Source organism: Tabrizicola sp., from assembly GCF_051645465.1.
GTDB lineage: Bacteria > Pseudomonadota > Alphaproteobacteria > Rhodobacterales > Rhodobacteraceae > Tabrizicola.
On the sequence record NZ_JBOFBI010000065.1, the window covers coordinates 1 to 26,465 of the forward strand.

The 26,465-nt window shown below is 64.7% G+C and carries 31 protein-coding genes; 19 read left to right on the forward strand and 12 right to left on the reverse strand.

All coding sequences use genetic code 11. The features are described from left to right. Positions 1–643 precede the first annotated feature (643 nt). Together ACRCSW_RS03725 and ACRCSW_RS03730 are read right to left on the reverse strand one after the other, a co-directional pair. Complete coding sequence (locus tag ACRCSW_RS03725) at positions 644–1,144, reverse strand: DUF1643 domain-containing protein (RefSeq protein ID WP_438702699.1); 501 nt, start codon at positions 1,142–1,144, stop codon at positions 644–646. After that, complete coding sequence (locus ACRCSW_RS03730; protein ID WP_438702701.1) at positions 1,141–1,710, reverse strand: TetR family transcriptional regulator; 570 nt, start codon at positions 1,708–1,710, stop codon at positions 1,141–1,143. Before ACRCSW_RS03730 ends, ACRCSW_RS03725 begins: the two co-directional genes overlap by 4 nt. Positions 1,711–1,772: 62 nt before the next feature. Here ACRCSW_RS03730 and ACRCSW_RS03735 point away from each other — a divergent pair, with 62 nt between their 5' ends. The 5 genes from ACRCSW_RS03735 to queG all read left to right on the forward strand — a co-directional run bounded on the left by ACRCSW_RS03735 (position 1,773) and on the right by queG (position 5,441). Continuing rightward, positions 1,773–2,198: a VOC family protein gene (locus tag ACRCSW_RS03735; protein ID WP_438702703.1), complete on the forward strand. Its 426-nt coding sequence runs from the start codon at positions 1,773–1,775 to the stop codon at positions 2,196–2,198. Between the two features lie 99 nt (positions 2,199–2,297). Then, positions 2,298–2,822 (forward strand): DUF1269 domain-containing protein, encoded by a 525-nt coding sequence (locus tag ACRCSW_RS03740; protein WP_438702704.1) that lies wholly within the window; start codon positions 2,298–2,300, stop codon positions 2,820–2,822. A gap of 48 nt (positions 2,823–2,870) precedes the next feature. Continuing rightward, positions 2,871–3,623 carry a monofunctional biosynthetic peptidoglycan transglycosylase gene (gene mtgA / locus ACRCSW_RS03745; protein ID WP_438702705.1) on the forward strand — a complete coding sequence of 251 codons (753 nt, stop codon included), beginning with the start codon at positions 2,871–2,873 and terminating at the stop codon, positions 3,621–3,623. Between the two features lie 69 nt (positions 3,624–3,692). Further along, the gene (gene fzlA / locus ACRCSW_RS03750; protein ID WP_438702707.1) at positions 3,693–4,358 is read left to right on the forward strand and encodes an FtsZ-binding protein FzlA; all 666 of its coding nucleotides are present in this window, start codon (positions 3,693–3,695) and stop codon (positions 4,356–4,358) included. Positions 4,359–4,412: 54 nt separating this feature from the next. After that, positions 4,413–5,441: a tRNA epoxyqueuosine(34) reductase QueG gene (gene queG, locus ACRCSW_RS03755; RefSeq protein WP_438702709.1), complete on the forward strand. Its 1,029-nt coding sequence runs from the start codon at positions 4,413–4,415 to the stop codon at positions 5,439–5,441. Between the two features lie 3 nt (positions 5,442–5,444). Here the strand turns inward: queG and ACRCSW_RS03760 are convergent, their stop codons facing one another. From ACRCSW_RS03760 to ACRCSW_RS03770, 3 genes are read right to left on the reverse strand one after another with little or no spacing between them, the layout of a single operon-like run. Further along, positions 5,445–6,215: an SDR family oxidoreductase gene (locus ACRCSW_RS03760; protein WP_438702711.1), complete on the reverse strand. Its 771-nt coding sequence runs from the start codon at positions 6,213–6,215 to the stop codon at positions 5,445–5,447. Between the two features lie 22 nt (positions 6,216–6,237). Beyond that, positions 6,238–7,092, reverse strand: coding sequence for a fumarylacetoacetate hydrolase family protein (locus ACRCSW_RS03765; protein ID WP_438702712.1), 855 nt, complete (start codon positions 7,090–7,092; stop codon positions 6,238–6,240). A gap of 38 nt (positions 7,093–7,130) precedes the next feature. Continuing rightward, positions 7,131–7,865 (reverse strand): SDR family oxidoreductase, encoded by a 735-nt coding sequence (locus ACRCSW_RS03770; protein ID WP_438702714.1) that lies wholly within the window; start codon positions 7,863–7,865, stop codon positions 7,131–7,133. A gap of 178 nt (positions 7,866–8,043) precedes the next feature. Here ACRCSW_RS03770 and ACRCSW_RS03775 point away from each other — a divergent pair, with 178 nt between their 5' ends. Together ACRCSW_RS03775 and ACRCSW_RS03780 are read left to right on the forward strand one after the other, a co-directional pair. Continuing rightward, positions 8,044–8,211: a hypothetical protein gene (locus ACRCSW_RS03775; protein ID WP_438702716.1), complete on the forward strand. Its 168-nt coding sequence runs from the start codon at positions 8,044–8,046 to the stop codon at positions 8,209–8,211. A 120-nt stretch (positions 8,212–8,331) separates the two neighbouring features. Next, on the forward strand, positions 8,332–8,760 hold the full coding sequence (locus ACRCSW_RS03780) for an organic hydroperoxide resistance protein (RefSeq protein WP_438702717.1): 429 nt from the start codon (positions 8,332–8,334) through the stop codon (positions 8,758–8,760). A 16-nt stretch (positions 8,761–8,776) separates the two neighbouring features. Here ACRCSW_RS03780 and ACRCSW_RS03785 read toward each other — a convergent pair whose 3' ends face one another. Beyond that, complete coding sequence (locus ACRCSW_RS03785; RefSeq protein ID WP_438702718.1) at positions 8,777–9,430, reverse strand: hypothetical protein; 654 nt, start codon at positions 9,428–9,430, stop codon at positions 8,777–8,779. Between the two features lie 372 nt (positions 9,431–9,802). Further along, positions 9,803–10,669, reverse strand: a complete 867-nt coding sequence (locus ACRCSW_RS03790; RefSeq protein WP_438702719.1) for a branched-chain amino acid aminotransferase — start codon at positions 10,667–10,669, stop codon at positions 9,803–9,805. Positions 10,670–10,809: 140 nt separating this feature from the next. Here ACRCSW_RS03790 and ACRCSW_RS03795 point away from each other — a divergent pair, with 140 nt between their 5' ends. From ACRCSW_RS03795 to ACRCSW_RS03815, 5 genes are all read left to right on the forward strand, one after another. Next, positions 10,810–11,304 (forward strand): MarR family winged helix-turn-helix transcriptional regulator, encoded by a 495-nt coding sequence (locus ACRCSW_RS03795; RefSeq protein ID WP_438702721.1) that lies wholly within the window; start codon positions 10,810–10,812, stop codon positions 11,302–11,304. Then, on the forward strand, positions 11,301–11,999 hold the full coding sequence (locus tag ACRCSW_RS03800) for a response regulator (RefSeq protein WP_438702747.1): 699 nt from the start codon (positions 11,301–11,303) through the stop codon (positions 11,997–11,999). Before ACRCSW_RS03795 ends, ACRCSW_RS03800 begins: the two co-directional genes overlap by 4 nt. A gap of 70 nt (positions 12,000–12,069) precedes the next feature. Beyond that, positions 12,070–12,978, forward strand: coding sequence for a histone deacetylase family protein (locus ACRCSW_RS03805; RefSeq protein ID WP_438702722.1), 909 nt, complete (start codon positions 12,070–12,072; stop codon positions 12,976–12,978). Next, a complete protein-coding gene (locus tag ACRCSW_RS03810) occupies positions 12,975–13,214 on the forward strand; it encodes an exodeoxyribonuclease VII small subunit (protein ID WP_438702724.1) in 240 nt (79 codons plus the stop codon). The genes ACRCSW_RS03805 and ACRCSW_RS03810 overlap by 4 nt, the downstream gene beginning before the upstream one ends. After that, a complete protein-coding gene (locus ACRCSW_RS03815) occupies positions 13,211–14,080 on the forward strand; it encodes a polyprenyl synthetase family protein (protein WP_438702725.1) in 870 nt (289 codons plus the stop codon). The genes ACRCSW_RS03810 and ACRCSW_RS03815 overlap by 4 nt, the downstream gene beginning before the upstream one ends. Before the next feature lie 20 nt (positions 14,081–14,100). Here the strand turns inward: ACRCSW_RS03815 and ACRCSW_RS03820 are convergent, their stop codons facing one another. Further along, positions 14,101–14,883 (reverse strand): hypothetical protein, encoded by a 783-nt coding sequence (locus ACRCSW_RS03820; protein ID WP_438702727.1) that lies wholly within the window; start codon positions 14,881–14,883, stop codon positions 14,101–14,103. A 280-nt stretch (positions 14,884–15,163) separates the two neighbouring features. On the opposite strand from ACRCSW_RS03820, the gene dxs reads away from it, so the two are divergent. Then, the gene (gene dxs, locus ACRCSW_RS03825) at positions 15,164–17,077 is read left to right on the forward strand and encodes a 1-deoxy-D-xylulose-5-phosphate synthase (protein WP_438702728.1); all 1,914 of its coding nucleotides are present in this window, start codon (positions 15,164–15,166) and stop codon (positions 17,075–17,077) included. 90 nt (positions 17,078–17,167) lie between these two features. Here the strand turns inward: dxs and ACRCSW_RS03830 are convergent, their stop codons facing one another. Both ACRCSW_RS03830 and ACRCSW_RS03835 read right to left on the reverse strand, forming a co-directional pair. After that, positions 17,168–17,938, reverse strand: coding sequence for a sulfite exporter TauE/SafE family protein (locus ACRCSW_RS03830; protein WP_438702730.1), 771 nt, complete (start codon positions 17,936–17,938; stop codon positions 17,168–17,170). 221 nt (positions 17,939–18,159) lie between these two features. After that, a complete protein-coding gene (locus ACRCSW_RS03835) occupies positions 18,160–18,429 on the reverse strand; it encodes a DUF6959 family protein (RefSeq protein WP_438702732.1) in 270 nt (89 codons plus the stop codon). 207 nt (positions 18,430–18,636) lie between these two features. Here ACRCSW_RS03835 and ACRCSW_RS03840 point away from each other — a divergent pair, with 207 nt between their 5' ends. Continuing rightward, complete coding sequence (locus ACRCSW_RS03840; protein WP_438702734.1) at positions 18,637–19,134, forward strand: hypothetical protein; 498 nt, start codon at positions 18,637–18,639, stop codon at positions 19,132–19,134. 185 nt (positions 19,135–19,319) lie between these two features. Here the strand turns inward: ACRCSW_RS03840 and pip are convergent, their stop codons facing one another. Next, the gene (gene pip, locus ACRCSW_RS03845) at positions 19,320–20,291 is read right to left on the reverse strand and encodes a prolyl aminopeptidase (protein WP_438702736.1); all 972 of its coding nucleotides are present in this window, start codon (positions 20,289–20,291) and stop codon (positions 19,320–19,322) included. A gap of 57 nt (positions 20,292–20,348) precedes the next feature. Between pip and ubiG the strand changes: the two genes are divergently transcribed. Further along, positions 20,349–21,086: a bifunctional 2-polyprenyl-6-hydroxyphenol methylase/3-demethylubiquinol 3-O-methyltransferase UbiG gene (ubiG, locus tag ACRCSW_RS03850; protein ID WP_438702738.1), complete on the forward strand. Its 738-nt coding sequence runs from the start codon at positions 20,349–20,351 to the stop codon at positions 21,084–21,086. Here the strand turns inward: ubiG and ACRCSW_RS03855 are convergent. Further along, positions 21,083–22,243 carry an aminotransferase class I/II-fold pyridoxal phosphate-dependent enzyme gene (locus ACRCSW_RS03855; RefSeq protein WP_438702740.1) on the reverse strand — a complete coding sequence of 387 codons (1,161 nt, stop codon included), beginning with the start codon at positions 22,241–22,243 and terminating at the stop codon, positions 21,083–21,085. The genes ubiG and ACRCSW_RS03855 overlap by 4 nt on opposite strands. A gap of 384 nt (positions 22,244–22,627) precedes the next feature. Between ACRCSW_RS03855 and ACRCSW_RS03860 the strand changes: the two genes are divergently transcribed. The 4 genes from ACRCSW_RS03860 (at position 22,628) to ACRCSW_RS03875 (ending at position 26,342) form a co-directional block, all read left to right on the forward strand. Then, positions 22,628–23,437, forward strand: coding sequence for an AfsR/SARP family transcriptional regulator (locus tag ACRCSW_RS03860; RefSeq protein ID WP_438702742.1), 810 nt, complete (start codon positions 22,628–22,630; stop codon positions 23,435–23,437). Between the two features lie 85 nt (positions 23,438–23,522). Beyond that, complete coding sequence (locus ACRCSW_RS03865) at positions 23,523–24,239, forward strand: class I SAM-dependent methyltransferase (RefSeq protein WP_438702744.1); 717 nt, start codon at positions 23,523–23,525, stop codon at positions 24,237–24,239. Between the two features lie 87 nt (positions 24,240–24,326). Beyond that, positions 24,327–25,400 (forward strand): phenylalanine--tRNA ligase subunit alpha, encoded by a 1,074-nt coding sequence (gene pheS, locus ACRCSW_RS03870; RefSeq protein ID WP_438702749.1) that lies wholly within the window; start codon positions 24,327–24,329, stop codon positions 25,398–25,400. A 132-nt stretch (positions 25,401–25,532) separates the two neighbouring features. Beyond that, complete coding sequence (locus ACRCSW_RS03875; RefSeq protein ID WP_438702745.1) at positions 25,533–26,342, forward strand: cupin domain-containing protein; 810 nt, start codon at positions 25,533–25,535, stop codon at positions 26,340–26,342. The last annotated feature ends 123 nt before the right edge of the window (positions 26,343–26,465 follow it).

Consider the following 26,465-nt stretch of genomic DNA (forward strand, 5'->3'; position numbering starts at 1 on the left):
CGTCTGAATCCGCCTGCCAGAGCAAGATCGGATCGGTCGGAATCGCTGTCGCCATGACATCTCGCGCATCCTCCGTCGCGGCCTCCTCGAGTACTTCGTGCACTCGTCGGGGGGCACGTAGCGAGGAGTCACCGATGGATCATGCCGATGTCCGGCTGGTTGCGGCCTGGGCCGGCCCTCCAGTGTTGGGCCTGCTGGTGGTGCTCACATAGAGTCGATGGCGGCACCTCGTCCGAGCGAAACGGCCCGGCGCCAAAGCCGCAGTCGTGAACGGCGCACCGGCGGACCAAGCGGACATCCGGATCGTCGCCGTCTGAAACCGCCTGCCAGAGCAAGATCGGATCGGTCGGAATCGCTGTCGCCATGACGTCTCGCGCATCTTCCGTCGCGGCCTCCTCGAGTACTTCGTGCACTCGTCGGGGGGCACGTAGCGAGGAGTGCACGAAGTGCTCGAGGAGCGGTTCCACGAGATCCGATCATGCGCTTGCGTTCTAGCCGCTGGTCATTGCCCAGAGACAGTCGATGGCAGGGCCAATTCTGACCAGCAATGTCGGGGCGAAACGCCCCGGCGCCAAAACAGCGGCCGTAGACGGTCACCGATGGATCAGGCAGACATCAGACTGGTTGCCGCTTTTGAGCCCGTCTACCAGCGTTCGGGTTGTTGGTCGTAGCTGACATAAAGCGGATGACGCGGCTGGCTTTGGCCGGTGATGCCCAAGTGAAACAGCGCGGCACCGGTGTTTCGTAGCAGCGCCTCGACCTTTGCTCCGCGATCCAGATGCAGGCCGTGGTTCCCCCAGGCGCAGATGATCTTGTCGGCCCACGGCGCGCTTTCAAGAATTGCCGCATCGTTGGCCGGGCCAACGGGGTCGTCGACCGCGCGCATCACTCGCGGGTCGGTCGCCCTGAACGCGAAGATGTTGGTCACGCGGAAGGCGCCGAAGCCCAGCGCCCGCGCGCGCCGTTCGCAACGCTCGACCGTCGGGTCGTTCTGCACCTCGGTCGCCGTCGACGGGTTAAGCATCACGAACAGCGCTTTCTGGCCCGCGCCCCAGACCCGGGTCAGGAGGTAGCGGTACTTCTCGCAGTCGGAATAGACCGCCTCTGACACCGCATCGCCTTTGGTGAACCCGCGCGTGATCATCCGACCACCCCTTCCAACAACTGCTTCAGCGCGGCACGCCATGGGCCGGAAGGCTCTCCCCGGTCGATGGCCTGCGCTGCGCGGTCATAAGCCGCCGAAAGCAGGGCGGACAAGGGGCCGGTTTGATCGACGCCCGCCGCCCGCAACCCGTCTTCAAGTGTCTTGCCGCCAGTGGCCGCGTCGACTTCGGCCAGAAGTTCGGGGGTTAGGACCGCGGGCGCCTCGACCAGCATCAGCCGGGTGCGCCCCGGCACGGTCATCGCGTCGAGGAAGGCCTCGCCACCCCGGATCAGCGCGGCAAGGGGCGTCGTGTCGCTGAAGTCCGCGGCCTCGATAGCTGCGGCGATGGCTTCGGCCTCGGCCCTTATGACCGCCGCAAACAGATCTTCCTTGTCCTGGAAGTGATGGTAAAGCGCGCCGCGCGTCACGCCGGCCGAAGCAACGATGTCGGGTGTCGCTGTCGCCGCGAACCCGTTGCGGACGAAAAGCTCCCGCCCCGCGTGGATCAGTGCCGCCCGCATCGTCTGGCTGCGCTCTTGCTGTGACCGCCGCCGAATCTCTTGCATACATACATCCTGTATGTTATTTACGTACACAGTGTATCAAACCTGAAAGCGAAAGGAAGCCCATGCGTACGACCAGCTACTACCCCGTGCTCCTTAGCGCCGATGTCGCGGCTGCTTCGGCCTTCTACCAGACCCATTTCGCCTTCCGCCCGCGGTATGAGGCCGATTGGTACGTTCATCTGCAATCGACCGAAGACCCCTCGGTCAACCTTGCCGTGATCGCGCAGGACCACCCGACCATTCCAGAGGCGGCGCGCAACCGGACGGGCGGAATGATCCTGAACTTTGAGGTGGAAGACGTTGATCACCACTATGACCGCCTTAGCGGCGCCGGGCTGGCCATCGCGCTTCCCCTTAGAGATGAGGATTGGGGCCAGCGTCACTTTATCGTCGCCGGTCCGGATGCTGTGCTGATCGACGTGATCCGCCCGATCCCCCCAAGTCCGGACCAGGCCGCGCTTTATGCCGAGGGCGTAGCCCCAGGCTGATCGGCTGCCAAGGGCGCGGCCCTCCCGATTCTGCTTGTTGCCGATTTGCTCCCGCGCCTAGATTGGCGCGGGAGTCAAACCCGTTGTGGAGCGCCGTTCGTGTCCGACCTGATCGTCATCGTCTATCGCAGCCTGGACGCAGCTTTCGTTGCCGGCGAAAACCTTGCGGCCCTGCAACAGGAGGCGGGGACGGAACCCGAGGATATCGTCGTGATCACGGGCAACGGCAAAGATCGGGTTTCGGTCAACCAGTCCATCGACCTTGCAACTGGTAGCCCATTGGGGGGCGGGCGTTGGGGAACCCTGATCGGGATGCTGTTCCTTGACCGCCGGTCCCCGGAGGCGAGCGAGGGAGGCCTGGCGGCGCGGTTATACGATGCCGGTCTCGATCCGAAGTTCCTGAAAGATGTGGCACGCTCGCTGGACAAGGGGGGTGCGGCAGTCGGGATGCGGGTGCGCATGCTTGGCGCGGACCGGGTGGTCGATCGGGTGAAGGGCCTCAAGCCAAGCCCGAAGGTCCTGCGAACCCGGCTTAGCCCGGAGGCAGAGGAAGCGCTTTACGACATGCAGGATCAGATCCCCGGTCAGGCGCTGGCGCAGCTTCAGGCGGGCGGCGACTTCTGACGGGTTCTGTGCTTGACGGGCGATGTCACCTTGCATCAATTGGCGGCGATGACCGAGAAATCCGCAGAGAAGCCATCTCCGACCACGCGAAAGCGCAAGGCCAAGACCGATGAGGCGCCTGCAAAGCGTTCGCGCCTTCGCTTCGCGCTGAAGTGGGTCGCGAGGGGACTGGGGGCGGTCGTCGGCTTCTTTGCGTTCCTGATCCTGCTTTTCGCCATCGTCCCCCCGCCGATCAACCTTTACCAGATGAGCGAGTCCTGGCGGCTTGGCGGGATCGAGAAGGACTGGGTGTCGTGGGAGGAGATCGCCCCGGTCATGGGCCGGTCTGCCGTGGCGGCGGAGGACGCGAACTTCTGCAACCACTGGGGCTTCGATATGGCGGCCATCCGGCAGGCGATCGAAGAGGGCAGCAACCGGGGCGCGTCGACCATCAGCCAGCAGGTCGTGAAGAACGTCTTCCTCTGGCACGGGCGGAGCTATGTTCGGAAGGCGATGGAGGCGGTGCTGACGCCGGTGGTGGAACTGGTCTGGTCGAAAGAGCGCATTCTGGAGGTATATCTGAACGTGGCCGAGTTCGACGAAGGTGTCTTCGGTGTGCAGGCGGCGGCGCAGCACTACTTTGGAGTGGACGCGAATGATCTGAGCGCGCTGCAGGCCGCGCGGCTGGCGGCAGTGCTGCCGGACCCGAAGGGGCGCAGCGCGTCGAAACCGACAAGCTTCGTCCGCAGCAGGACGCGGGCCATCATTTCGGGCGCCGAGACCATCGCGGCGGACGGTCGTTCCGCCTGTTTTGCGGGCTGAAGCGGGCCGGGGATTGAAATCCGGCGGCCGTCGCGGCAATGAGTTGGGCAGACCGGAGGCCGCTGCTTCATGAACCGCCTGTACCATGTTCCCCTCTCGCCCTTCTGCCGCAAGGTGCGCCTCACGCTGGCAGAGAAGAAGATCGAGGTGGAGCTGGTCGAGGAGCGGTATTGGGAACCCTCGCCCGACTTCCTGCGCCGCAATCCGGCGGGGAAAGTGCCGATCCTGAAGATGGGCACCCGGACGATGAGCGAAAGTCAGGCGATCTGCGAGTATCTGGAAGAGATCGCGCCGCAGGTGCCGCTGATGCCGAGGGATGCGGATGGCCGGTACGAGGTGCGCAGGCTTTGCTCCTGGTTCGACGACAAGTTCCACAACGAAGTGACGTCGAAGCTTCTGTACGAGCGGGTGAACAAGAAGGTCACCGGCCAGGGCTATCCGGATTCGAAGAACGTCAAGCTGGGCTCGGCGCGGATCAAGTATCACCTGGATTACATGGCGTGGCTTCTGGATCAGCGCCGGTGGCTGGCGGGCGACACGATGACGCTGGCCGATTTCACCGCTGCCGCGCACCTGAGCTGTCTGGACTACATCAGCGATGTCGACTGGCACCGGCATGCGGTGCTGAAGGACTGGTATGCGAAGATCAAGTCGCGGCCGAGCTTCCGTCCGCTTCTGGCCGACCAGATCTCCGGCTTTCCGCCGGCCGCGCATTATGCCGATCTGGATTTCTGATCGCAGACGTCGACCGGGGGCCAGCCCCCGGACCCCCGGGATATTTCGGCAAAGATGAAAGGGCTGAGGAAAGAGCAGCTTGTGGCGCGGGCCCTGGAGGAGGGGTTCGTGAAAGCGGGGGTCTGTCGGCCCGATGCGGTGCCGGAGGCGGCTGGGCGGTTGCGGGCGTTCCTGGCCGAAGGGCGGCACGGGCAGATGGGCTGGATGGCTGAGCGCGAGGAATGGCGGGGGAGCCCGGCGGCGCTTTGGCCTGAAGCCCGGTCGGTGATCATGCTGGCGGAGGCCTACACTCCGGAAGATGACCCGATGGCGGGTTTGGCAGAGCGCGATCGGGGGGTGATCAGCTGCTATGCGCAAGGGAAGGACTACCACGATCTGGTGAAGCGGCGGCTGAAGCGGTTGGGGCGCTGGCTGATCGATCAGGCGGGCGGCGAGATCAAGGTGTTTGTCGATACGGCTCCGGTCATGGAAAAGCCTTTGGCGCAAGCGGCGGGGCTGGGGTGGCAGGGGAAGCATACCAACCTTCTGGGGCGGGATCTGGGGAACTGGGTCTTTCTGGGGGCGATCTTCACGACTTTGGAGCTGGAGCCGGATGCTCCAGAGGTCGATCATTGCGGCTCATGCACCGCTTGTCTGGATATCTGCCCGACCAAGGCCTTTCCTGCGCCCTATCAGCTGGACGCCCGCCGCTGCATTTCCTACCTGACCATCGAACATAAGGGACCGGTCGACCCAGAGTTGCGGGGTCTGATGGGCAACCGTATCTATGGCTGCGACGACTGTCTGGCGGTCTGCCCCTGGAACAAGTTTGCCGTTGCGGCGGGCGAAATGGGCTATCAGCCAAAGGTTGGCCTGCCCGAGCTGGCAGAGCTTGCTGCCCTGGACGACGCAGGGTTCCGGGCGCGGTTTGCGGGCAGTCCGATCAAGCGGATCGGGCGGGACCGGTTTGTGCGGAACGTTCTTTATGCGATCGGAAACTCAGGGCTGCCGGCCTTGCGCGAGGTGGCGGGGGGGCTGGTGGGCGATCCCGATCCAACGGTGGCCGATGCGGCCCAATGGGCGCTTGGTCGGCTCGGTGCCTAGGCTTCAACCCTCGGCGATGGCCCGGTCCAGGTGCGTATAGCCGCCATCCGGGAACAGCCACTGCCCCGTCGTATGCGAGGACCGGGGCGAGAGCAGGAACACCACTGCGTCAGCGATCTCGCGCGGGGTGGTCATGCGGTGGCCGAGCGGAATGCGGCGGGTGATATCGGCCAGTCGCGCCTCGGGGTCGGGGAAGGTCTTCAGCCAGTTGGCGTAAAGCGGTGTCATGACCTCGGCCGGGATCACGGCATTGACCCTGACCCCGTCCTTCAGGAATGCCGCTGCCCACTCCCGCGTCAGGCCAAGCTGGGCGGCTTTGGCGGCGACATAGGCCGAGGTCGCGCCCTGGCCGGTCAGCGCGGTCTTCGACGACACATTGACGATGGCGCCTTTCGAGGCCCTGAGATCGTCGGCCACGAGGTGCACAAGCGTGTAGTAGTGCACCAGATTGCGATCAAGGCTGTCGCGGAAGGCCTGCGGCCCGGCCTCGATCCCGACGGAGTCATTCGCTCCGGCGTTGTTCACCAGACCGTCGATCCGGCCATACCTGACACGGATCTCGGTCACCGCCCGACGGCATTGGTCATCGTCTGAGAGGTCGGCCTGCACGAAATCGGCGCGGTCCAGGCGCTTTAGCCAACCCGCGTCGGGCGGGCGGCGGGTCAGGATGACCGGGACGGCGCCTTCTTCCGACAGGACTTCACTGACCGCAGCGCCGATCCCGGATCCGCCGCCGGTCACGATGACGACCTTGTTCCGAAGTCCAAGGTCCATGGTCAGGGCCTTGCGGGCGGGGTCATGTCTTCACCACCCGCTGCGTCTGGGTGCCAAGCCCGTCGATCCCTAGCCGCATCACTTCGCCACCTTTCAGATAGACCGGCGGCTTCTGCCCGAGGCCCACGCCAGGGGGGGTGCCGGTCGAGATGACATCGCCGGGCTCCAGCGACATGAAGCGCGAGACGTAGGACACGAGGTGTGGCACGCCAAAGATCATCGTCGCGGTCGAGCCGTTCTGGTAGCGGTGCGCGTCGACATCGAGCCACATCTTCAGCTTGGTGATGTCGCCCGCTTCGTCCTTGGTCACGAGCCATGGGCCGGTCGGGCCGAAGGTGTCGCAGCCCTTGCCCTTGTCCCAGGTGCCGCCACGTTCGATCTGGTATTCGCGTTCCGAGACGTCGTTGATGACGCAGTAGCCCGCGACATGGTTCAGCGCGTCTTCTTCCGCGATGTACTTGCCGCCGGTGCCGATGACGACGCCAAGCTCGACCTCCCAGTCGGTTTTCGCCGAGCCGCGGGGAATCTCGACGTCATCGTCGGGGCCGCACATGGCGGTGATCCATTTGTTGAAGATGATCGGCTCGGCGGGGATCGCGGCGCCGGTTTCGGCGGCGTGGTCGGCGTAGTTCAGGCCGATGCAGATGAACTTGCGGGTGCCGCCGACGCAGGGGCCAAGGCGGATGTCCTTTTGCGGGACGCCGGGAACCAGAGGCAGGCTTTGCGGGTCGATCGCGGCCAGCGGTGTCAGGCCTTCGGCCGAAAGCGCTGCGCCGGCGATATCGGTGACATGGGCCGAGAGATCGCGGATCTGGCCGTTCTGGTCCAGGAGACCGGGCTTTTCAGCGCCCTTCGGGCCGTAGCGGAGAAGTTTCATGGCGGTCGTTGCTTTCCTGGATTGGGTTTCGGGTCGCCTTAGATCGAGATGCCGCCGTCGACCATGCAGGCTTGGCCGGTCACAAAGCGGCTTTCGTCGGCCAGAAGGAAGATCACCAGCGGGACGATGTCGTCGGTCGTGGCGAGGCGCCCCATGGGCTGGCGGGCGATGAAGTCTTTCTCGGCCTGCACCGGATCGGCGGCCTGGGCGATGCGGCCCCGCAGCGAGGGGGTGTCGACCGTGCCGGGGCAGATCGCGTTGCAGCGGAGGCCGGTCTTGACGAAATCGGCGGCGATGGCCTTGGTCAGGCCGATGACGGCGGCCTTGGTCGCGCCATAGGCGGCCCGGTTGACGATGCCCTTCACCGAGGAGGCGATCGAGGCCATGTTCAGGACCGAGGCGGTGCCGGTGGCTTTGGCCTGTTCCAGCATACCCGGAAGGAAGGCGCGGCTGGTGTGCAGCATCGACTTCACGTTCAGGTCGAACGAGAAATCCCAGTCGCGGTCGGTGACGTCGAGGATCGTGCCGTGCGCGACATAGCCCGCGCAGTTGAAGAGGCCGTCGAGGCGCGGGAGCCGGTCTCGCAGGGCATGGATCGCGGCGCCGTCGGTCACGTCCAGCGCGTGGCAGTCGGCATCCAGGCCCTTCAGAAGCTCGGGGTCCACGTCGGTGGCGATCACCCGGGCGCCTTCTGCGGCGCAGGCGATGGCGCTTGCGCGTCCGATGCCCTGCCCTGCCGCCGTGATCAGGACGGTCTTGTTCTTCAGCCGCATATTCCCCCCAGAATCTTCGTCTCCCTCACCCCTGCTGACCATCCACACTTGGCCCAAGGTGGCAAGGGCTTTTGCCGCCCCGGTCGGCGGGATGGCGCGGGGGCGCGAAAAGAGAGGGTTGGCGCGGCGACGATTCGGGCGCAAGCTTCGGGGCAGTTGCACAACCTGGGAGGACAGCATGGGCCGTCATCTTGCGGATCATCGAAGCCGGACCACCGGGGGCCGCCTGAAGCATTTCCTGCGGCTTGCGAGGACGCCGAGAGAGACCTGGCTGCGGCCAAGGGGCAAGGCGGGGCCGTCGCGGCTGAGGCAGTTCCTGCGGATCGAGCGGGGGCGCATGGTCTGAGGCTGCCCACAGTGGGCAGTCTTTTGAGCTGAGCGAAATCAAGGGCTTGGAAGTGGGCGTTAACCGCGCATTGAACATTGACGGGCCTAAGCCGCTCGTGAAGACCTGAAAGGATGAGCGATGTCCGTCGATACAAAGTATTGGACCGAGGCCAAGGCGACTGGTGGTGGTCGCAATGGCTTGAGCACCTTGGTAAATGGTCAGCTGACCATAACCCACGCGAGCCCGAAGGAACTGGGCGGCTCGGGCCTCGGCCACAACCCCGAGGAGCTTTTCGCCCTTGGCTATGCCGCCTGCTACCTGGGCGCGATGCGGTTTGCGGCGACCAGCGAGAAGCTGGGGACGGTCCCGGACGGCGCAACCGTGAACGCGCATGTTGGCATCGGGGCAAGGTCGGACGGCGGTTTCGGCCTGAAGGTCAAGCTGGTCGTCGCGATGCCCGGGGTCGACCGTGCGGTGGCCGAAAAGATCGCCGAGCGCGGGCATTTCATCTGCCCGTATTCGAACGCGACGAAGGGCAATATCGAGGTCGTGACCGAAATCGCCTGACCGCCAAAAGCCCAGCCTAGATGGTCGTCGGCTCGTCTGACCTGGCAACGGGGTCTGCGGCAAGGGTAAAGGCAAAGGCGATGCTGGCGACAATCATTTCGCCGCCATCCTCGATCAGCCCAAGGAGGCGGGGCAGCGCCGATGAAAAGCTGGCGCCCTGAAGCAGATGCGCCATCACCTGGTGCAAAGCATCGACCCCAACCCCGAAAAACCCCAAGCCGGCAATGATCAGCGCATACCGAAGACTCAAGGTGCGGTCTGCGACCCCCTGTCGCTTGAAAAGGGCGGTCGTAAGGACGATGGCAACAAGCCCCATGGCCACGAAGACCAGGATCTCGCCAAGGTCGTCGCCATACAGGAGCGAATTCGACGGAAGCGCTGAGTTGACCGAGACTTCGTGGCCCAGCCGTTCGTGAAGCTGAAGCGCGTCGTCTGCCAGGATCATCATGAAAACGAGGGCCCAAAGCGCCGGAGCCAGCCACCGTTTGCGGATCGCCAGCCAGCACAACGCCAGCACGATCACCGCCCATTTCAGATAGTTGAAGTCTTCGGGCAGGGCGCCGTCGTTGGTAACCTCAAGCATTTCGGGCACACCCGAGATCAGGGACGCCTTCCGGGCCACGATGGCCAGAACATTCACAAGAATGAAACACAGGTCGACCAGGATCATGCCGAATAGCAGGGTCCGAAATGGCATAGTCACAAAGGAAAACGGGCGAATCAATGCACCCTCGCCGGTGAGTTCCTTTCGGAACAATATGTTAGAGACATACTCCGCCGGGGCGGAGGTGAAAAGCACGTTTGTCATCGACCTGGCTTGCCGCCCAAAAGTGGTTGCCTACCAGCAAAGTGCGCGAAAAGGGCGCTTTGATGACCGGACAGTGCTGAAAAAACACTCAAGACCAACAGATTATTCGAGGCGGGTGAGTCGGTCGGCATAACGACTTCTTGAGCCCCGAAACTGGTTGCCGACCGGAAAGCCCGACAGACCTTCCGGATGTCGGGAAGCCCAGCCAGCAGACCAGCGAAGACCAACCCCGGCTTAGGCCCGCACCAGCCGTTCGTACTCGGTCGCGACGCGTTTGGTCAGGTCGCCCACTTCAAAGTTGTAGTCGCCGATCTGGCCGACGGGTGTGACTTCGGCTGCGGTGCCGGTCAGCCAGCATTGTTCAAAGCTTTCCAGCTCTTCCGGCATGATGTGGCGTTCGTGGACCTTGATCTGCATGTCCTTCAGCATCCCGATCACGGTCTGGCGGGTGAGCCCGTTCAGGAAGCAGTCGGCTTTCGGGGTGTGCACCTCGCCGTCCTTGACGAAGAAGATGTTGGCCCCCGTCGCCTCGGCCACGTAGCCGCGGTAGTCGAACATCATCGCGTCCGAGCAGCCCTTGGCCTGTGCCGCGTGCTTCGACATCGTGCAGATCATGTAGAGGCCCGCCGCTTTCGCCTCGGACGGGATTGTCTCGGGCGAGGGACGCTTCCATTTGGCGATGTCGAGCTTCGCGCCCTTGAACTTGGCATCGCCGTAGTAGCTGCCCCAGGTCCAGACGGCGACGGCCAGGCGGACGGGGTTGTTCAGCGAGGCGACCCCCATGTCAGGCCCGGCGCCGCGCCAGGCGATGGCACGGATATAGGCGTCGGTCAGATTGTTGGCCTTGAGGGTGGCTTCCTTCGCGGCGTCGATCTGGTCGGCGGAGTAGGGGATCGGCATGTCGAGGAGATCGCCCGACTTCAGGAGGCGGACAGAATGCTCATGTCCCTTGAAGATCTTGCCGTTGTAGCACCGCTCGCCCTCGAAGACGGCTGATGCATAGTGCAAGGCATGGGTCAGGATGTGAACATTGGCCGAGCGCCATTCCACCAGCTTGCCGTCCATCCAGATGAACCCGTCGCGATCGTCGTAACCTGACATCGAAGCCTCCTGCTTTGCGAATATTGCGCCTGAAAGGTCCGATCCGGACAGATTCTTGCGCGAAATCGGGGGAGAGTTACGGGTTCGTGCTTGGAAAGTCAACAAGGCTGACGTAAATTCATCCGAAATGGGAGGCACGGATGGCCGATACGCCGGGCGGGGAGAACCTGCTGTTCCTGACGGACGAGCACTTGCGCAAGGGGATAGAAGCGATGTTCTTCGCCTATCGCGGCTTTACCGCCGACCCCGACCGCATTCTGGAAGGCATGGACTATGGCCGGGCGCATCATCGGGCGATCCATTTCGTGCATCGCTCACCCGGGACGACGGTGTCGAACCTGCTGTCGATCCTTGGTGTTACAAAGCAGTCGTTGAATCGTGTGTTGCGGACTTTGATCGACGATGGCCTTGTGCGCAGCGAAAAGGGGCGCGTTGACGCGCGGGAGCGGCTTTTGTACCTGACAGAGAAGGGCGTCGCGCTGGAGCGGGAGCTGTCTGACGCGCAGCGCGCGCGGATGCGGGCCGCCTATCGGGCTGCGGGGCCCGCTGCGGTGGCCGGGTTTCGGCAGGTGCTGGAGGCAATGATGGACCCGGAGATGCGCAAGCAATACAACCGCCTGAAGGAGGGCGGCTGATGGTTCCGGACGCGCATCTGCTGATTGTCGACGATGATGAACGGATCAGGGGGCTTCTGCAGAAGTTCTTGATGCGAAGCGGGTTTCTGGTGTCGGTCGCCAGGGACGCGGCGCAGGCCAGGCGCATCCTGGGGGGGCTGGAGTTCGACATGATCGTCCTCGACGTGATGATGCCGGGCGAGGATGGGGTGACGCTGACACGCGATCTGCGGAGGCGGCTGACGACGCCGATCCTGCTGCTGACCGCGCGGGGCGAGGCGTCGAACCGGATCGAGGGGCTGGAAGCGGGGGCGGACGACTACCTGGTGAAGCCGTTCGAGCCGAAGGAGCTTTTGCTCCGGATCAACGCGATCCTGCGCCGGGTGCCGCAGGCGAAGGCGGCGGAGCCGGTGCGGCAGGTGATCCATCTGGGCGCGGTGCGATACGATCTGGACCGGGGCGAGATGTGGCGCGGCGAGGTGCCGGTGCGGCTGACCGCGACCGAGGCGCAGCTGATGCGGATTTTCGCCGGCGCGCTGGGGACGCCGATCAGCCGCGAGAAGCTTGTGGGCGATGGGGCGGGCGTGGATGCGGCGCAGGAGCGGGCGGTGGACGTGCAGATCACCCGGCTGAGGCGGAAGATCGAGGAAGACCCGAAGACCCCGCGCTATCTGCAGACGGTGCGGGGCGAGGGATATATGCTGCAGCCGGATTGAGCTTGGCTGACCGCCGGGGGCCAGCCCCCGGACCCCCGGGATACTTTGGCAAAGATGAAAGGGCTTTGTAGTGCTTGTGTTCACTCATGAGGCTTTCCGCCACCATGTGACGCCGCCCGGCCATGCGGAGCGGGTGGATCGCCTGGCGGCGGTGGAACGCGGGCTTGCAGGGCTGGCGGTCGAGCTGCGGGAGTGTCCCATGGCCGACGAGGCCGATGTCCTGCGGTGCCACCCGGCGCGGTATGTAGAGCGGATCAGGGGGGCGGAGCCCGCGGAGGGTTGGGCCCAGCTGGACCCGGATACGTTCATGTCGCCGGGGTCTTATGAGGCTGCGATGCGGGCGGTGGGGGGCATGTGCGCTGCCGTCGATGCGGTCGTGTCCGGTGCGGTGAAGACGGCTTTCGTGGCCGGGCGGCCTCCGGGGCATCATGCGGAACGCGAGACGGCGATGGGGTTTTGCCTCTTCGGGACGGTGGCCATCGGCGCGAAGCGGGCGCTGGATCATCATGGGTTGGGGCGGGTCGCGATTGTCGATTTCGATGTGCATCACGGGAACGGGACGCAGGATCTTTTGTGGGACGAGGGGCGGTGTCTCTTCGTTTCTTCCCACCAGATGCCGCTTTATCCCGGTACCGGGCGGCCGGACGAACGCGGCGCGCATGGGCAGGTGCTGAACGTGCCGTTGCGCGAAGGCTCGGGCGGGGCGGCGATGCGGGATGTCTATGAGCGTGTGGTCTTCCCGATGCTCAAGGCTTGGGGGCCGGAGCTCTTGTTGATCTCGGCGGGGTTCGATGCGCATGCCGACGATCCGCTGGCGGGGCTGGAATGGCAGGCCGAGGATTATGCCTGGCTGACCGACCGTCTGTGCGACTTTGCTGGGGGGCGGGTGGTCTCGACACTTGAGGGTGGCTATGATCTGGATGCGCTGGCGGCCTCGGTCGCGGCACATGTGGGCGTTCTGGAGGAGCGGGGCCGATGAGCGAAAAACCTGTCGAGGGGATGAGCTTCGAAGAGGCGATGGCCGCGCTGGAGCAGGTCGTGGGTGCGCTGGAGCGGGGTGAAGTCCCGCTTGAGCAGTCGATTGCGCTTTATGAGCGGGGTGCGAAGCTGAAGGCCTATTGTGCCGAAAAGCTGAAGGACGCCGAGGAGAAGGTAGAGCTGATCCGGGCCCAGGAAGGCCGCGCAGTGGGCACTACCCCGGCGGAGGGGATGTGAACTTTCCCGAACGGCTGGCGGCAGATGCGGCGCTGATCGAAGCGCATCTGCAGACGGCCTTGCTGAACCGTGCCGATCAGCCGGTTACCCATGCCATGCGGTATGCCGTGCGCGGCGGCAAGCGGCTGCGGGGGTTCCTGGTGCTTGAGGGCGCGCGGATGCTGGGGGTACCCGAAAGCCGGGCCCTGCCCGCGGCGGCGGCGGTCGAGGCGCTGCATGCCTACAGTCTGGTGCACGACGACCTGCCTTGCATGGACGACGATGACCTTCGCCGTGGCCAGCCGACGGTTCACAAGACATGGGATGAGGCGACGGCCGTTCTGGCCGGGGACGCGCTGCAGACGCTGGCATTCGAGCTTCTGACCGATCCGGCACTGGGTGGTGCCGATGTGAGGGTGGCACTCGTCGCGGCGCTTTCGCGCGCTTCGGGGATCGACGGGATGGTGCTGGGTCAGGCGCTGGACATCGCCGCCGAAACCGCGGGGCGCCCCCTGACGCTGGACGAGATCACTGCCCTGCAGGCGGGCAAGACCGGCGCGCTGATCCGGTTTGCCGCGGAAGCGGGCGCCCTGATCGCCGGGGCGGACCCTATGCCCCTGCGCCGCTATGCCACGGCGCTTGGCCTGGCCTTCCAGATTGCCGACGACATCCTTGATGTGACCGGCGATGCCGCGAAGACCGGGAAGCGGCTGCGCAAGGATGCGGAGGCTGGCAAAGCGACCTTCGTGTCGCTTCTGGGGCTTGAGGCCGCCGCGCAACGGTCGCGTGATCTGGTGGTTGAGGCCGAAGTGGCGCTTGCGCCTTATGGTGAGCGGGCGGCGAACCTGCGGTCTGCCGCCCGCTTTGTCGTCGAGCGGCAGTCCTGATATGCGGGCTTCGGGCGGGCCTAGATCTTCCCGGCTTCGCTCTTGAGCGTTCCGACAAGGCCATCCACCAGCGCCGGATCGAACGGGACGGGCGCACGCGCGTCAGGGTCAGGTGCTGAAAGAATGACGTCGTCGAAAGCCACCGCCATCTTCGTTGCCGACTTCTTGATCGCCGGGTCAGAGCTGTGCGTCAGTATGTCCAGTTCCCTGCGCGCCACCATCAGAAGGCCCCAGGCTTCCTGGTAGGCGATGACATTGGTCTTGCCGCACGGATCAAGCAGGGAACCCCCGGCTTCGACCGACTGGATCACGGCGCGCAACACATCGTGCCCGCTGGGCTTGAGGGCCGACTTGGCCTCCTCCAGACCGGCAAGCACATCGACATAGGCTGTGTAGACGGCAGCTTGCCCTTTGGCCTGCTCAAGCGCGATGAGAAGCGGTTCCAGGTCCGGGAGCCCTGCCTTGGCCAGGCCATCCTTGATCTGGGGAAAGCTGTCGCGTCGCGGACGGAGGAAGTGCGAGCCATCGCCGCTGACCATGCCGTCCCGCAGGAAAAGCTGGCCAAGAAGCAGGTCACGCTCGACAAGGATCAGGCCCGCGATCAGGGCCACCTTCTGGTCTTCGGTCTGAGCTGTGGAAGCCGAAACTGCTGCCTGCGGTGCGTGGATCTGGAGCGATATCGGTCTGGCCGTGGTGACGGCCGGAAGGACCGCAAGGCCCGCCGCCAGACAAAGCGTCAGGCGCAGCGGTGATGTCGTGATCCGGTGAAGGGGATAGGCGTCTTTGGTCTGGGTAAACCGCATGGTTTCCTCTTTTTTGTGGGACATACAAGTCCGCGATCGGAATGAACGTGCGCCGTACACAGCGGGAATCCCGCTTTTGGCGGGGCGACCGAAATCTGCAAATAGTGTCGAGAGTTGGGTGTGATCCGGGCTAAAATTTGAAATCTGACCAGGTCGGGCCGGACTTGGGCTGGCGCCCTGCAGGTCGGCGGAACTCCGCGCTGAGCGTGCGGCGTCCGGCGTGATTGCCCCTTTCGGCAATACCGTCTAAACCGGCCCCAAGCTTGCATCTGGTTGTCCCATGCCCGACCATCCCCAGTTCCCGATACTCGACCGGGTAAAGTTGCCCTCGGACCTCAAGGCGTTGAGCGACCGCGAGCTGCGGCAGTTGGCCGACGAGCTGCGGGCCGAGACGATCTCGGCCGTGTCGGTGACCGGCGGGCATCTGGGCGCGGGGCTTGGGGTGGTGGAGCTGACGGTGGCTTTGCACGCGGTCTTCGACACCCCGCGCGACAAGCTGATCTGGGACGTGGGGCATCAGTGCTATCCCCACAAGATCCTGACCGGGCGGCGGGACCGCATTCGCACCTTGCGGATGGAGGGGGGCCTTTCGGGTTTCACCAAGCGGTCGGAAAGCCCTTATGACCCATTCGGGGCGGCGCATTCGTCCACGTCGATCTCGGCGGCTTTGGGCTTCGCGATGGCGGCGGACCTTGGGGGCGATCCGGGTGATGCGATTGCGGTGATCGGCGATGGGGCGATGTCGGCGGGCATGGCGTTCGAGGCGATGAACAACGCGGGGCACATCGGCAAGCGGTTCTTCGTGATCCTGAACGACAACGAGATGTCGATTGCCCCGCCAGTGGGCGCGCTGTCGGCCCACCTGTCGCGGCTTTATGCCGAAGCGCCGATGCATGACCTGAAGCAGGTGGCGAAGGGGTTCCTTGGGTTGCTGCCTCCGCCGCTGCAGGAAGGGGCGAAGCGGGCCAAAGACATGCTGAAGGGCATGGCGGTGGGCGGGACTTTGTTCGAGTCGCTGGGGTTTGACTATGTGGGCCCGATTGACGGGCATGATCTGGACCAGCTTCTCCCGGTGCTCCGGACTGTGAAGGCGCGGGCGACGGGGCCGGTGCTGGTTCATGTGCTGACGAAGAAAGGCAAGGGCTATGCCCCGGCCGAAGCGGCGCGGGACAAGGGCCATGCGACGGGCAAGTTCGATGTGCTGACTGGGGTGCAGGTGAAGGCGGCGTCGAATGCTCCGTCCTACACCAAGGTCTTTGCGCAGAGCCTGATTGCCGAGGCCGAGCTTGATCCGAAGATCGTCGCGGTGACGGCGGCGATGCCGGACGGGACGGGGCTGGATCTCTTTGCGGGGCGGTTCCCGAAGCGGTGCTTCGACGTGGGGATTGCCGAGCAGCATGCGGTGACCTTCAGTGCGGGGTTGGCGGCGGGGGGGATGAAGCCGTTTGCGGCGATCTACTCGACGTTCCTGCAGCGGGGCTATGACCAGGTGGTGCATGACGTGGCGATCCAGCGGTTGCCGGTGCGCTTTGCCATCGACCGGGCGGGTCTGGTGGGGGCCGACGGGGCGACACATGCGGGGGCGTTTGATGTGGGGTTCATGTCCAGCCTGCCGGGCATGGTGGTGATGGCCGCGGCGGATGAGGCGGAGCTGGTGCATATGGTGGCGACCGCCGCCGCCTGGGATCAGGGGCCGATTGCGTTCCGGTATCCTCGGGGTGAGGGTTCTGGCGTTGAGATGCCCGCGCGGGGGGTGCCGCTGGAGATCGGCAAGGGCCGGGTTCTGCGGGAGGGGTCGCGGGTGGCTCTCCTGTCGTTTGGGACTCGGTTGGGGGAGTCGTTGCGGGCCGCTGAGGCGCTGGCGGTGCGGGGGGTTTCGGTGACAGTCGCGGATGCCCGGTTTGCGAAGCCTCTGGATCAGGAGCTGATCCTGCGGCTGGCTCGGGAGCATGAGGCTGTGGTCACGGTCGAGGAGGGTGCGATCGGGGGCTTCGGGTCGCAGGTGGCTCAGGTTCTGGCCGAGGCGGGGGTGTTTGATCGGGGGCTCAAGTTCCGCTCGATGGTCCTGCCGGACATCTTCATCGACCAGGCGAGCCCGGAGGCGATGTATCGGGTCGCGGGGCTGGATGCGGCCCATATCGAGGCGAAGGTGCTGGAAGCGCTGGGCGTCGCGGTGGTGGGGAAGCGGGCGTGAGATTTGATTGGGCACGGTGCCCATATGGCCTAAGATATTGATTTCACGTTTTAACGTGGGTGGCCGTTAGGGAAGCGTTAATCCTTCAACTCAACCCCCGCGCAGCCAGCCGTCGAGCACCGGCATGCTGACCACGGTCGCAAGGGCGATCATGCCAAGGCAGATGCGGCGGAAGGTCTGCTCGCTCGCCAGTCCGAACATGCAGCTGCCTGCCCAGGCGCCAAGCCCGTAGATCGGCGCGATGATGGCGGCCAGCACAAGGATCCGCCAGGTGATCAGCCCGCCCCAGATGTAGCCGACGGCGGCAATCGTGGTGGTGACGGCGAAGAAGAAGATGATGTTGGCCCGGACGACCGTCGCGGTGCCTGAGCCGCCAAGCCAGTAGGCCACGACGGGCGGGCCGCCGATCTGGGCGGCTCCGGAGAAGAAGCCCGAGACCAGCCCGACGAGGACGGTGAGGGGCGGCGTCGGTCGGTTCCGATAGCGCCAGCCGGAGATCAGCACCGCCAGCATGAGGGCCGCAAGGACGACGATGGCCCAGCGGAGGGTCACCGGGTCCAGCGAGGTCAGAAGCCAGGTGCCGGTGGGAACGCCGACAAGGGCTCCAAGCGCCATGGTCAGGACATCGCGCCGGTCGGCGGTCTTCACGGCTTTGGGGATCATCCCGGCGGTCATGATGCCATCGGTGACGAGGAGAAGCGGCACGGCAACCTGGGGTCCGACAAGGGCGCTGACGAGGGGGACGAAGATCAGGGCGGCGCCGAAGCCGGAGAACCCTCGGGCCAGGCTGGCGGCGAGGGTGATGGCGGCGAGCAGGAGGAGGGTTGGCCAGAAATCGGGGGTGCCAAGGATTTCGGCCATGAAGGGGTCTCTAGCAATGCTGTGTAGGGTGAAGCTATCAGGCAGGCAGGGGATTGCCAGTGTGATCGGAGTCTCTTGTGCTTTTGGTAAAGTTTGCTGGGGACGAGTGGGGCACGCAATGGAGTGCGTGCCGGGCAATACTCGGTTAGTTCGCTGTCCAGTTTGAGCCCAAAGCAACTTGGTCGCCATGATGAAATTGACATGCGAACACCGAATAAGGGTCAGCCCTCGGAAAACGGTATCGGCAAATTGTGTTCCACCAAGACGGACTTGTAGTGGCTCTTGAAGTTCCAAAGGGAGTTTCTGATTTCGTTGAGACCTTGATACACTGAACTGCTACGGTCTAGTTTTTCTAGCACGTTATCAATGTCTTGGCAGAGCGCATGAAGAGTATCACCCTGCAAAAGAACACCGGGGAACTTACGCCCCGGATGCCTAAGAATTGCTGCGTTTGTGTGATCAGAATAAATCTCTACAATCTCTCGCCGCATAACTTTGCCTTTCCGCGCACCTTTCGAGCAACAAGATCATTCACTGAAGCAAAGCTTGTGTAAAGGTCGGCTTCCTCTCGCAAAGCAGACATTCGACTGACCAAACATACGCCGCTCAGCGGCTGTTGAGAGTGCCGGGCGCCGGGGCTACCGTCGTTTGTATGACATGGTTGTCACCCGATAACAGGTCGACCTGGCTGGGCGGAAATGGGCACCAAGAACTACCTGATCGAAGGCGTTTCTGGCACCGGTAAAACCTCGGTCTGCGATGAACTGCTGCGGCGGGGGTATCATGCGATCCACGGTGATCGGGAGCTGGCGTATCAGGGTGATCCGGAGACGGGTGCGCCGCTGGGTGGGTCGGGGCACGAGCATCACATCTGGGATGTGGGCAAGGTCAGGTCCCTGACCGCCGATCGACGCCACGCGATGTCGTTCTTCTGCGGCGGTTCCCGGAATTTCAGTCGTTTCATTGAGTTGTTTGACGGGGTTTTCGTTCTTGAGGTGGATATCGACACCCTGAACGAACGTCTGGCGGCGCGGCCCGAGGACGAGTTCGGGGGCAGGCCAAGCGAAAGGCAGTTCATTGCGCGGTTGCATGCGACGAAAGAGGACGTTCCGAAGGATGCGGTCAGCATTGATGCGCGTGTTCCGCTTGCCCGCGTTGTCGACGAGATCCTCTCAAGATGTGCAGCGGTGGGCTGAGGTGTCTGCTGGTCCGATTTATTGAGCGGCATTCGCCGCAAGCCTTTTGTCTCGCCTCTGGCCTTCGGCCAACCGGCTCGGGCGATGGGGGCATTCTGCCCCCAAACCCCCTGAGAGTATTTGGAAAAGAGCAAATGCGGAGGAGAGTGGAGAGTTTTTGGGGCGGTTCCGGGGCCGAAGCCCGCCTACCCCAGGCGCAGCGTGTCCATTACCCGGACGAGTGCCTCGCTGATCCCCGGTTCGGAGAGGGCGTGGCCGGCCATGGGGATCATCTTCAGCTCGCACTTCGCCCAGCCCTGCGACAGTTGCCAGGCGGCGAGCGGGGGGCAGATCATGTCGTAGCGGCCCTGGACGATGGTGGCGGGGAGATGCTCGATGCGTTTGCGCTCGCGCAGGATCCAGCCGTCGCTTTCCAGGAAGCCTGCGTTCTGGAAATAGTGGTTTTCAAGGCGTGCGAAGGCGCGGGCGTAGTCGGAGGGGCTTTCGCCGAGGGCGCCCTCGTTCTGGATCGAGGCGAGTGCGTTTTCCCAGTTGGCCCAGATGCGGCCGTAGCGGGTTTCTTCGACCAGGTTGCCGGAGAAGAGACGGCGGTGGTAGGCGGCGATGAGGTCGCTACGTTCGTCGGCGGGGATGACCTCGACGAAGCGAGACCAGAGGTCGGGGAAGAAGGCACCGGCGGCACCGCCGTAGAACCAGAAAAGCTCGGCCTTGGTCATCAGGAACACGCCGCGGAGGACCAGATGGGCCACCCGGTCGGGGTGGGCGAGGGCGTAGATCAGGGCAAGCGCGGCGCCCCAGCTGCCGCCGAAGGCGATGAAGCTTTCGATGCCAAGCGTCGTGCGGATCGTCTCGATGTCCTGGACCAGGTGCCAGGTGGTGTTGGCGGTGACCGAGGCATGCGGGCGGGACCGGCCGCAGCCCCGCTGGTCGAAAAGCACGACGCGGTAGTGCCGGGGGTCGAAGTAGCGGCGCATGGCGGGGGAGCAGCCGCCGCCGGGGCCGCCGTGGAAGACGAAGACGGGCTTGCCCTGCGGATTGCCGCATTGTTCGACATAGACGCGATGGCCGTCGCCCATATCCATCATGCGCTGATCGAAGGGCTCGATCGGCGGGTAAAGGAACTCGACTGCGCGCTTTTGACCTGATCTCTGATCCATATCCGCCCTATATAGCGCTGCGTGAGCCTTGTGTCGAAGGGCAATACGGAGGCAATTATGGCGGTGGATACGGTCGATCCGGCGGAAGTGGCCAAGTTCGAGGCGATGGCGGCGGAATGGTGGGATCCGGCCGGCAAGTTCAAGCCTTTGCATATGCTTAACCCCTGTCGGCTGGACTATATCACCCGGCAGATTGCCGCCGAGTTCGGGCGGGATCTGGCGGGGGGGCTGCCGTTCAAGGGGTTGCGGCTCTTGGACATCGGCTGTGGTGGGGGGCTTTTGTCGGAGCCGATGGCGCGGCTGGGGGCCGAGGTGGTGGGCGCGGACGCGGCGGCGCGGAACATCCCGGTGGCTCAGGTGCATGCGGAGCAGTCAGGGCTGGTGATCGACTATCGCCACACGACGGCCGAGGCTTTGGCGGCAGCGGGTGAGCGGTTCGATGTGGTGCTGAACATGGAGGTGGTCGAGCATGTGGCGGACCCGCAGGCGTACCTTACGGCCTGTCAGGAGCTGCTGAAGCCGGGTGGCCTTATGATCTGTTCGACGCTGAACCGGAATCCGAAGTCTTTCATGATGGCTATCGTCGGGGCGGAGTGGGTGATGCGGTGGCTGCCGAAGGGCACGCATGACTGGGCGAAGTTCATCACTCCCGACGAGCTTTACACGCTGATCGGCAAGGCGGGCTTGCGGCCCGTGGACCGCAAGGGGATGGTTTTCAACCCGGTGAGCTGGAGCTGGAGCCTGTCGGACCGCGACCTCAGCTGTAACTATGTGACCGCGTCAGTGAAGGCCTAGACCAGTTCCCAGGCCCGATGGGGGCTGGGCTGGCGGTCGAAGGCCCGCATGACGTCGCGGATCAGTTCTGCCAGATCGTCGATGTCGGCCGGACCGTGCTCGGCCGTCAGCTGGATGCGCCAGCGGGGGGCGTGGGTCGGGACAGCGGGCGCCTGCAGCAGTCTGACCGCCGGCCCGGCGCTTTCCAGAAGTGCGGTCCGTGGCAGCGCGGTCAGAAGCGGCAGGCGGACAAGGACGAAGGGCGAGGGGTGACCCATGGCCCTGATGCCGTCGGCCATGAGGTGATTGCGAAGCCGCAGCGCGTTGCCGTGCAGAATGCGGCGGCGGCGGCGGCCTTCGGGGCTGTCGACGATGTCGAAGGCCGCGAGGATGGTGCTGGCGTTCACCGGCGACAGGGGGGCGGGGCGCCACTGGCCGAGGTGCAGCAGATCGTAGTGGGAGGGGATGCGGAAAGCGGCAAAGCCTCCCGGCGCGCCGAAGCTTTTGGCGAAGCTGCCGAGAACGACATCGACGCGGCCAAGGCAGCCCTGGATCTCCATCACCCCGCGGCCCGTCTGGCCCATCGCGCCAAGGTCATGCGTGACATCGGCGATGAGGAGCGCGCCGTGGGTCCGGGCAAGCGAGGCAAGCTCGGCCAGGTCAGCGATCTTCGATCCGTGGGCCGAGATGGCCGACACGGCGACGAACAGCTGTCCGCTGCGGCGCTGCCGGGCAAGGCGGGAAAGCCTGCGCTCGACCGCCTCGACCGACCCGGATGGGCTGCGGTGGAGGTGGGCCTTGGCCGCCAGAACAGTCTCGAACATGGCAGAATTGGCCCCGGCATCGACGATCACGTCATCACCGGGCCGCAGCAGCGCGTGGAGCGTCATGCGAATCGCGTCGGTGCCAGATGGAAAGAGCGCCGCGCGGGGAAGCCCGAGGAATGCGGCGACGCGGGTCTGGAGCGCAAGGGCCGGAGCGGACCGATTCTGGCCCGCGGCGGAAAGGGCTGCGGCGCGGACGGCCGGGTGCGAGGCCAGGCCAAGATAGTCCTGCGTTGCAAAGCTTAGCCCGGACCGGCCCGGCCTGTGCAGGGTACCACCCAGAGGAATCGGGGCGTTGTCTCGCGTGGGATCGACGGGGCCTTTGGCAGCAAGGGACGAGATGGGCCGAAGCATGGCATGACCTTTCGCAGGTTTCCGGGGGCGACACTCGTTAACGAACGGTTGTGGTACGGCGATGCACTGAAGCTTCGCCCAGGGGGGAAAACTGAGCGTTAATTCCCCGTGAAACTTTGGAGCGCCCTTTGCCTGTGGTCGGAAGTGCCCAGAATCGCTGGGATTTCGCCGAAATGGGGCTGCTGCGGCCTGGCCCCAGTTGCGCTCAACGTCAAAAGGCCGGTCCGACCGGCGCAGTGCGGGGCCAGCTGGGTGACCGTTCGGCCCTGTTTTCACCTGATTATGCAGGCCCCACCCCGACGTCGGGCCCGATTGACGCTGCTTTCACGCTGGCCGCGCAATTGTGAAACGGTGCTAAGCACAACAGCGACGGAAGAGGCTAACATGCTTATTCGTTTGGTAGGATTGTTTCAGGTGATTGGTGAGGCCGGGCGAGACCGGACCCCGCGGGGTGCCAAGTCGCGCGCTCTTCTCGCCATGTTGTGTCAGACACCGGGCCACCGGCGGCCACGGCGCTGGCTTGAACAGCGGTTGTGGTCGGATCGGGGGCCGGAACAGGCCTCGGGCAGCCTGCGCCAGGCGCTGACCGAGCTTCGCAAGGCGCTTGGGCCGCTGGCCCTGTTTCTGGAGAGCGACCGGGATTGCGTGGCCCTGCATGGGTTCGTCACCGATCTTCAAAGCGATCCCGAGGCCGCACGCCAGGCACTTCGTCAGGGTCGGGACTTCCTGGAAGGGATCGACATCCACGACCGGGCGTTCGTTGAATGGCTGGCCGAGGAGCGCCAGCGCGTGGCCGCCGATCTGGGCCTTGGTTCGACGTCGTTGGCTGTTAAGCCGGAGATCGGTCAGGGGCCGCAGTTCATGCTGCGTTTGACCTCATTGCCGGAGGGCCGTGAATCACGCGTCGTGCGCGATCTGGCGGCGGCGATTGCCCGCCTGACGGCAGAGTACCTTCTGCAGGATGGCGCCGGTGCGGAGTGGTTCGAGGGTCAGCCAAGCTCGGCGTTGGACCTGCAGGTCGAAGGCGGCCGGAGTGCGGATGGCGCGCATCTGAAAGTGCGTCTGGTCTCGCATAGTGGCCAGCAGACGCTTTGGAGCCAGCGCATGGTGGCAAGCCGCACCGGTCATCCGGAAGGCGTGATGGGCGCGTTGCCCAACGTGGTCTTTGAAACGGCGGAAGCTGCGCTGATGTGACGACCCCTTTGCCCTGACCCCGCTGCCGCTGGACCTTGCCCAAGGAACCCGCGACAGTGGGGCCATGACAGAGCTGGGGGCAGGCATGGCCGAGACCAGGTATTTCCGCGACTATCCGGGGCGGACCGGCGCGCGGACGCTTTTCAAGATGGAGCACTATCTGGAGATCTATGACGATCTTCTGGTCGCCTGGCAGGGGCGTGACATCTCGTTCCTTGAGATCGGGGTCTACAAGGGCGGCTCGCTGCCGATGTGGCAGGGGTTTCTTGGGCCGGGCTCTCGGCTGACCTTCCTCGACATCGATCCGGCCTGCCGGGCGCTGGAACTGCCAGGGACGAAGGTGGAGATCGGGGATCAGTCCGACCCGGCTTTTCTTGAAGCGGTGGGGCAGGCCCATGGGCCCTTTGACCTGATCGTCGATGACGGCGGCCACAAGATGCACCAGCAGATCACCAGCTTCCGGCATCTCTGGCCCCGGCTGAACGACCGGGGGCTCTATATCGTCGAGGACACGCACACGAGCTACTGGCCGGGGTTCGGTGGGGGTTTCCGCGAGCCTGCGAGTTTCATCGAGTTCGCGAAGGACCTGATCGACCGCCTGCACAGCTGGTATACCGAGGATGACGCGGGTTTCCCGTTGCACCCGCTGGCGCGGGAGATCGGGGGGATCAGGTTTCACGACTCGCTGGTGGTGATCGAGAAGCGGCTGAAGGAGGCCCCGGTCGCGATCACCGCGCAGAACGGGCAGACCGTGCGGTCGCGCCGGATGCTGGAGGTGCGGGGGCGGCGGTCGATCTTCTGAGGCCGATCTTGCATCGCCCCCGATCTTGCATAGCAGCGGCTTCCCCGCTAGGTCGAAGCGGGTTTGCGGGAGACGGACATGGACGGGATCGACACGCTCAAGGCCAAATACCTTGCCGCCGTGGCGGGCGCTGCCGATGAGGCGGGGCTGGAGGAGGTCCGCGTTGGTGCCCTGGGCAAGAAGGGCGAGATCAGCGCGCTGATGGCGACGCTTGGCAAGATGGAGCCGGAGGCGCGGAAGGCGGCGGGGGCTGGGCTGAATGCGCTGAAGGATGAGATTGATGCGGCGCTTCGCGCCCGGAAGATGGCGCTGGGCGATGCGGCGCTGGATGAGCGGCTGAAGGCCGAGTGGCTGGACGTGACGCTGCCGGGGCGGCCGCGGCCTCGTGGGACTGTGCATCCGGTGTCCCAGGTGATGGAAGAGCTGACGGCGATTTTCGCCGATATGGGGTTCGCGGTGGCCGAGGGGCCACAGGTCGAAAGCGACTGGTACAACTTCGACGCGCTGAACATTCCACCCGAGCATCCGGCACGGCAGGAGCATGACACGTTCTTCATGCACCGGGCCGAGGGTGACAACCGCCCGCCGCATGTGCTGCGGACCCATACCTCGCCGGTGCAGATCCGGGCGCTGATGGAACATGGCGCGCCGATCCGGGTGATTGCTCCGGGCCGGGTCTACCGGATGGACATGGACCAGACGCATACGCCGATGTTCCATCAGGTCGAGGGGTTGGCGATCGACCGGGATATCTCGATGGCCAATCTCAAATGGTGCCTGGAGGAGTTCTGCAGGGCGTTCTTCGAGGTCGACAAGGTGGAGCTGCGGTTCCGGGCGTCGCACTTTCCGTTCACGGAGCCGTCAGCTGAGGTGGACATCCGGTACTCCAACGTTGGCGGGCAGCTGAAGCTGGGTGAGGGCGACAAGTGGATGGAGATCCTTGGCTCCGGCATGGTGCATCCGAAGGTGCTTACCGCCGCCGGGGTGGACCCGAGTGAGTGGCAGGGCTTTGCGTTCGGGATGGGGATCGATCGGATCGCGATGCTGAAATACGGGATCCCGGACCTGCGGGCGTTCTTCGAGGCCGACCTGCGGTGGCTGCGGCACTATGGGTTCTCGGCGCTGGATGTGCCGGATCTGGCGGGCGGGCTTTCGGCGTGAGGGAGGGTTGTCCCACGGTGGGACAATGGATCCGATCACGCAAAATCAACGGGTTGGATGATTCCTGGGTAAGGTTCCGTTAAGGGTTTTGCCCTCATTGCGCCGTCGCGGCACCCTCGCTAGGCTGACCTCATGCACAACGATGACCGATCGGCCCGCATTCACACCGCCTCGCAGGACCCGGAGTTTCCGGCGCGGCGGGAGGCGGGCCATCGCGCGATCATGGCGGCGCTGGATGCCGCACTTGGCCCGCTTGGCTACGCGCTGAAAGGCACCACCTGGTCGCGCACGAGCGACACGGGCAAATCGGCGGTCCATCTGCAGCGCAGCCGCTATGGATGGGAGGTCTGCCTGACGTTGCGGTTCCTGATGCCGGACGGATCGGCGCCCGATACCGACCACTGGCGTGAGGACGGCGAGGTCGGCCTGTCCCGCTTCGTCGAGGAGGGCGACCCCGGCACCATCGCCTATCTGGATGCCGAGGAGCAGCCGGAGCGGCTGGCCCATGTCATCGACATCCTGACGACCCGCGCGATCCCCTGGCTGGAGGCGCATCATGATGATCCGGGGAATGTGCCGCCGCCGGTGCAGAACCATGCGATCGATCTGGTACGGGAGCTGGGAAAGTTCACCGACCACTGGTCGCCAAAGATCATCGCCGGGTTCAACGGCCATGATGTCATGCTGGTCAAGGTGCAGGGCGAGTTCGTCTGGCATTCGCACCCGGAGACCGACGATTTCTTTCTGGTCCTGAAGGGTCGGCTTACGATCCAGCTGCGCGATGGCGATGTGACGCTGAACGAGGGCGAACTTTATGTGGTGCCGAAGGGGGTCGAGCATTGCCCGATGGCCAGCGAAGAGGCGCATCTGTTGCTGATCGAACCGGCGGGCACGCCGAACACTGGCGATCCAGCTACTGCGGCGGTCAAGACGGTGCTTTGACTGGTGGCGGGCTTCTTGCCGGGTGCCCCCTCCCCCGGCCCCTCCCCCGGTGGGGGAGGGGAGGCGCCTGGTGCTGGCGGGGCGCCTATACTGCATGGTTGGGTGGTGCATTGACTGAAATGG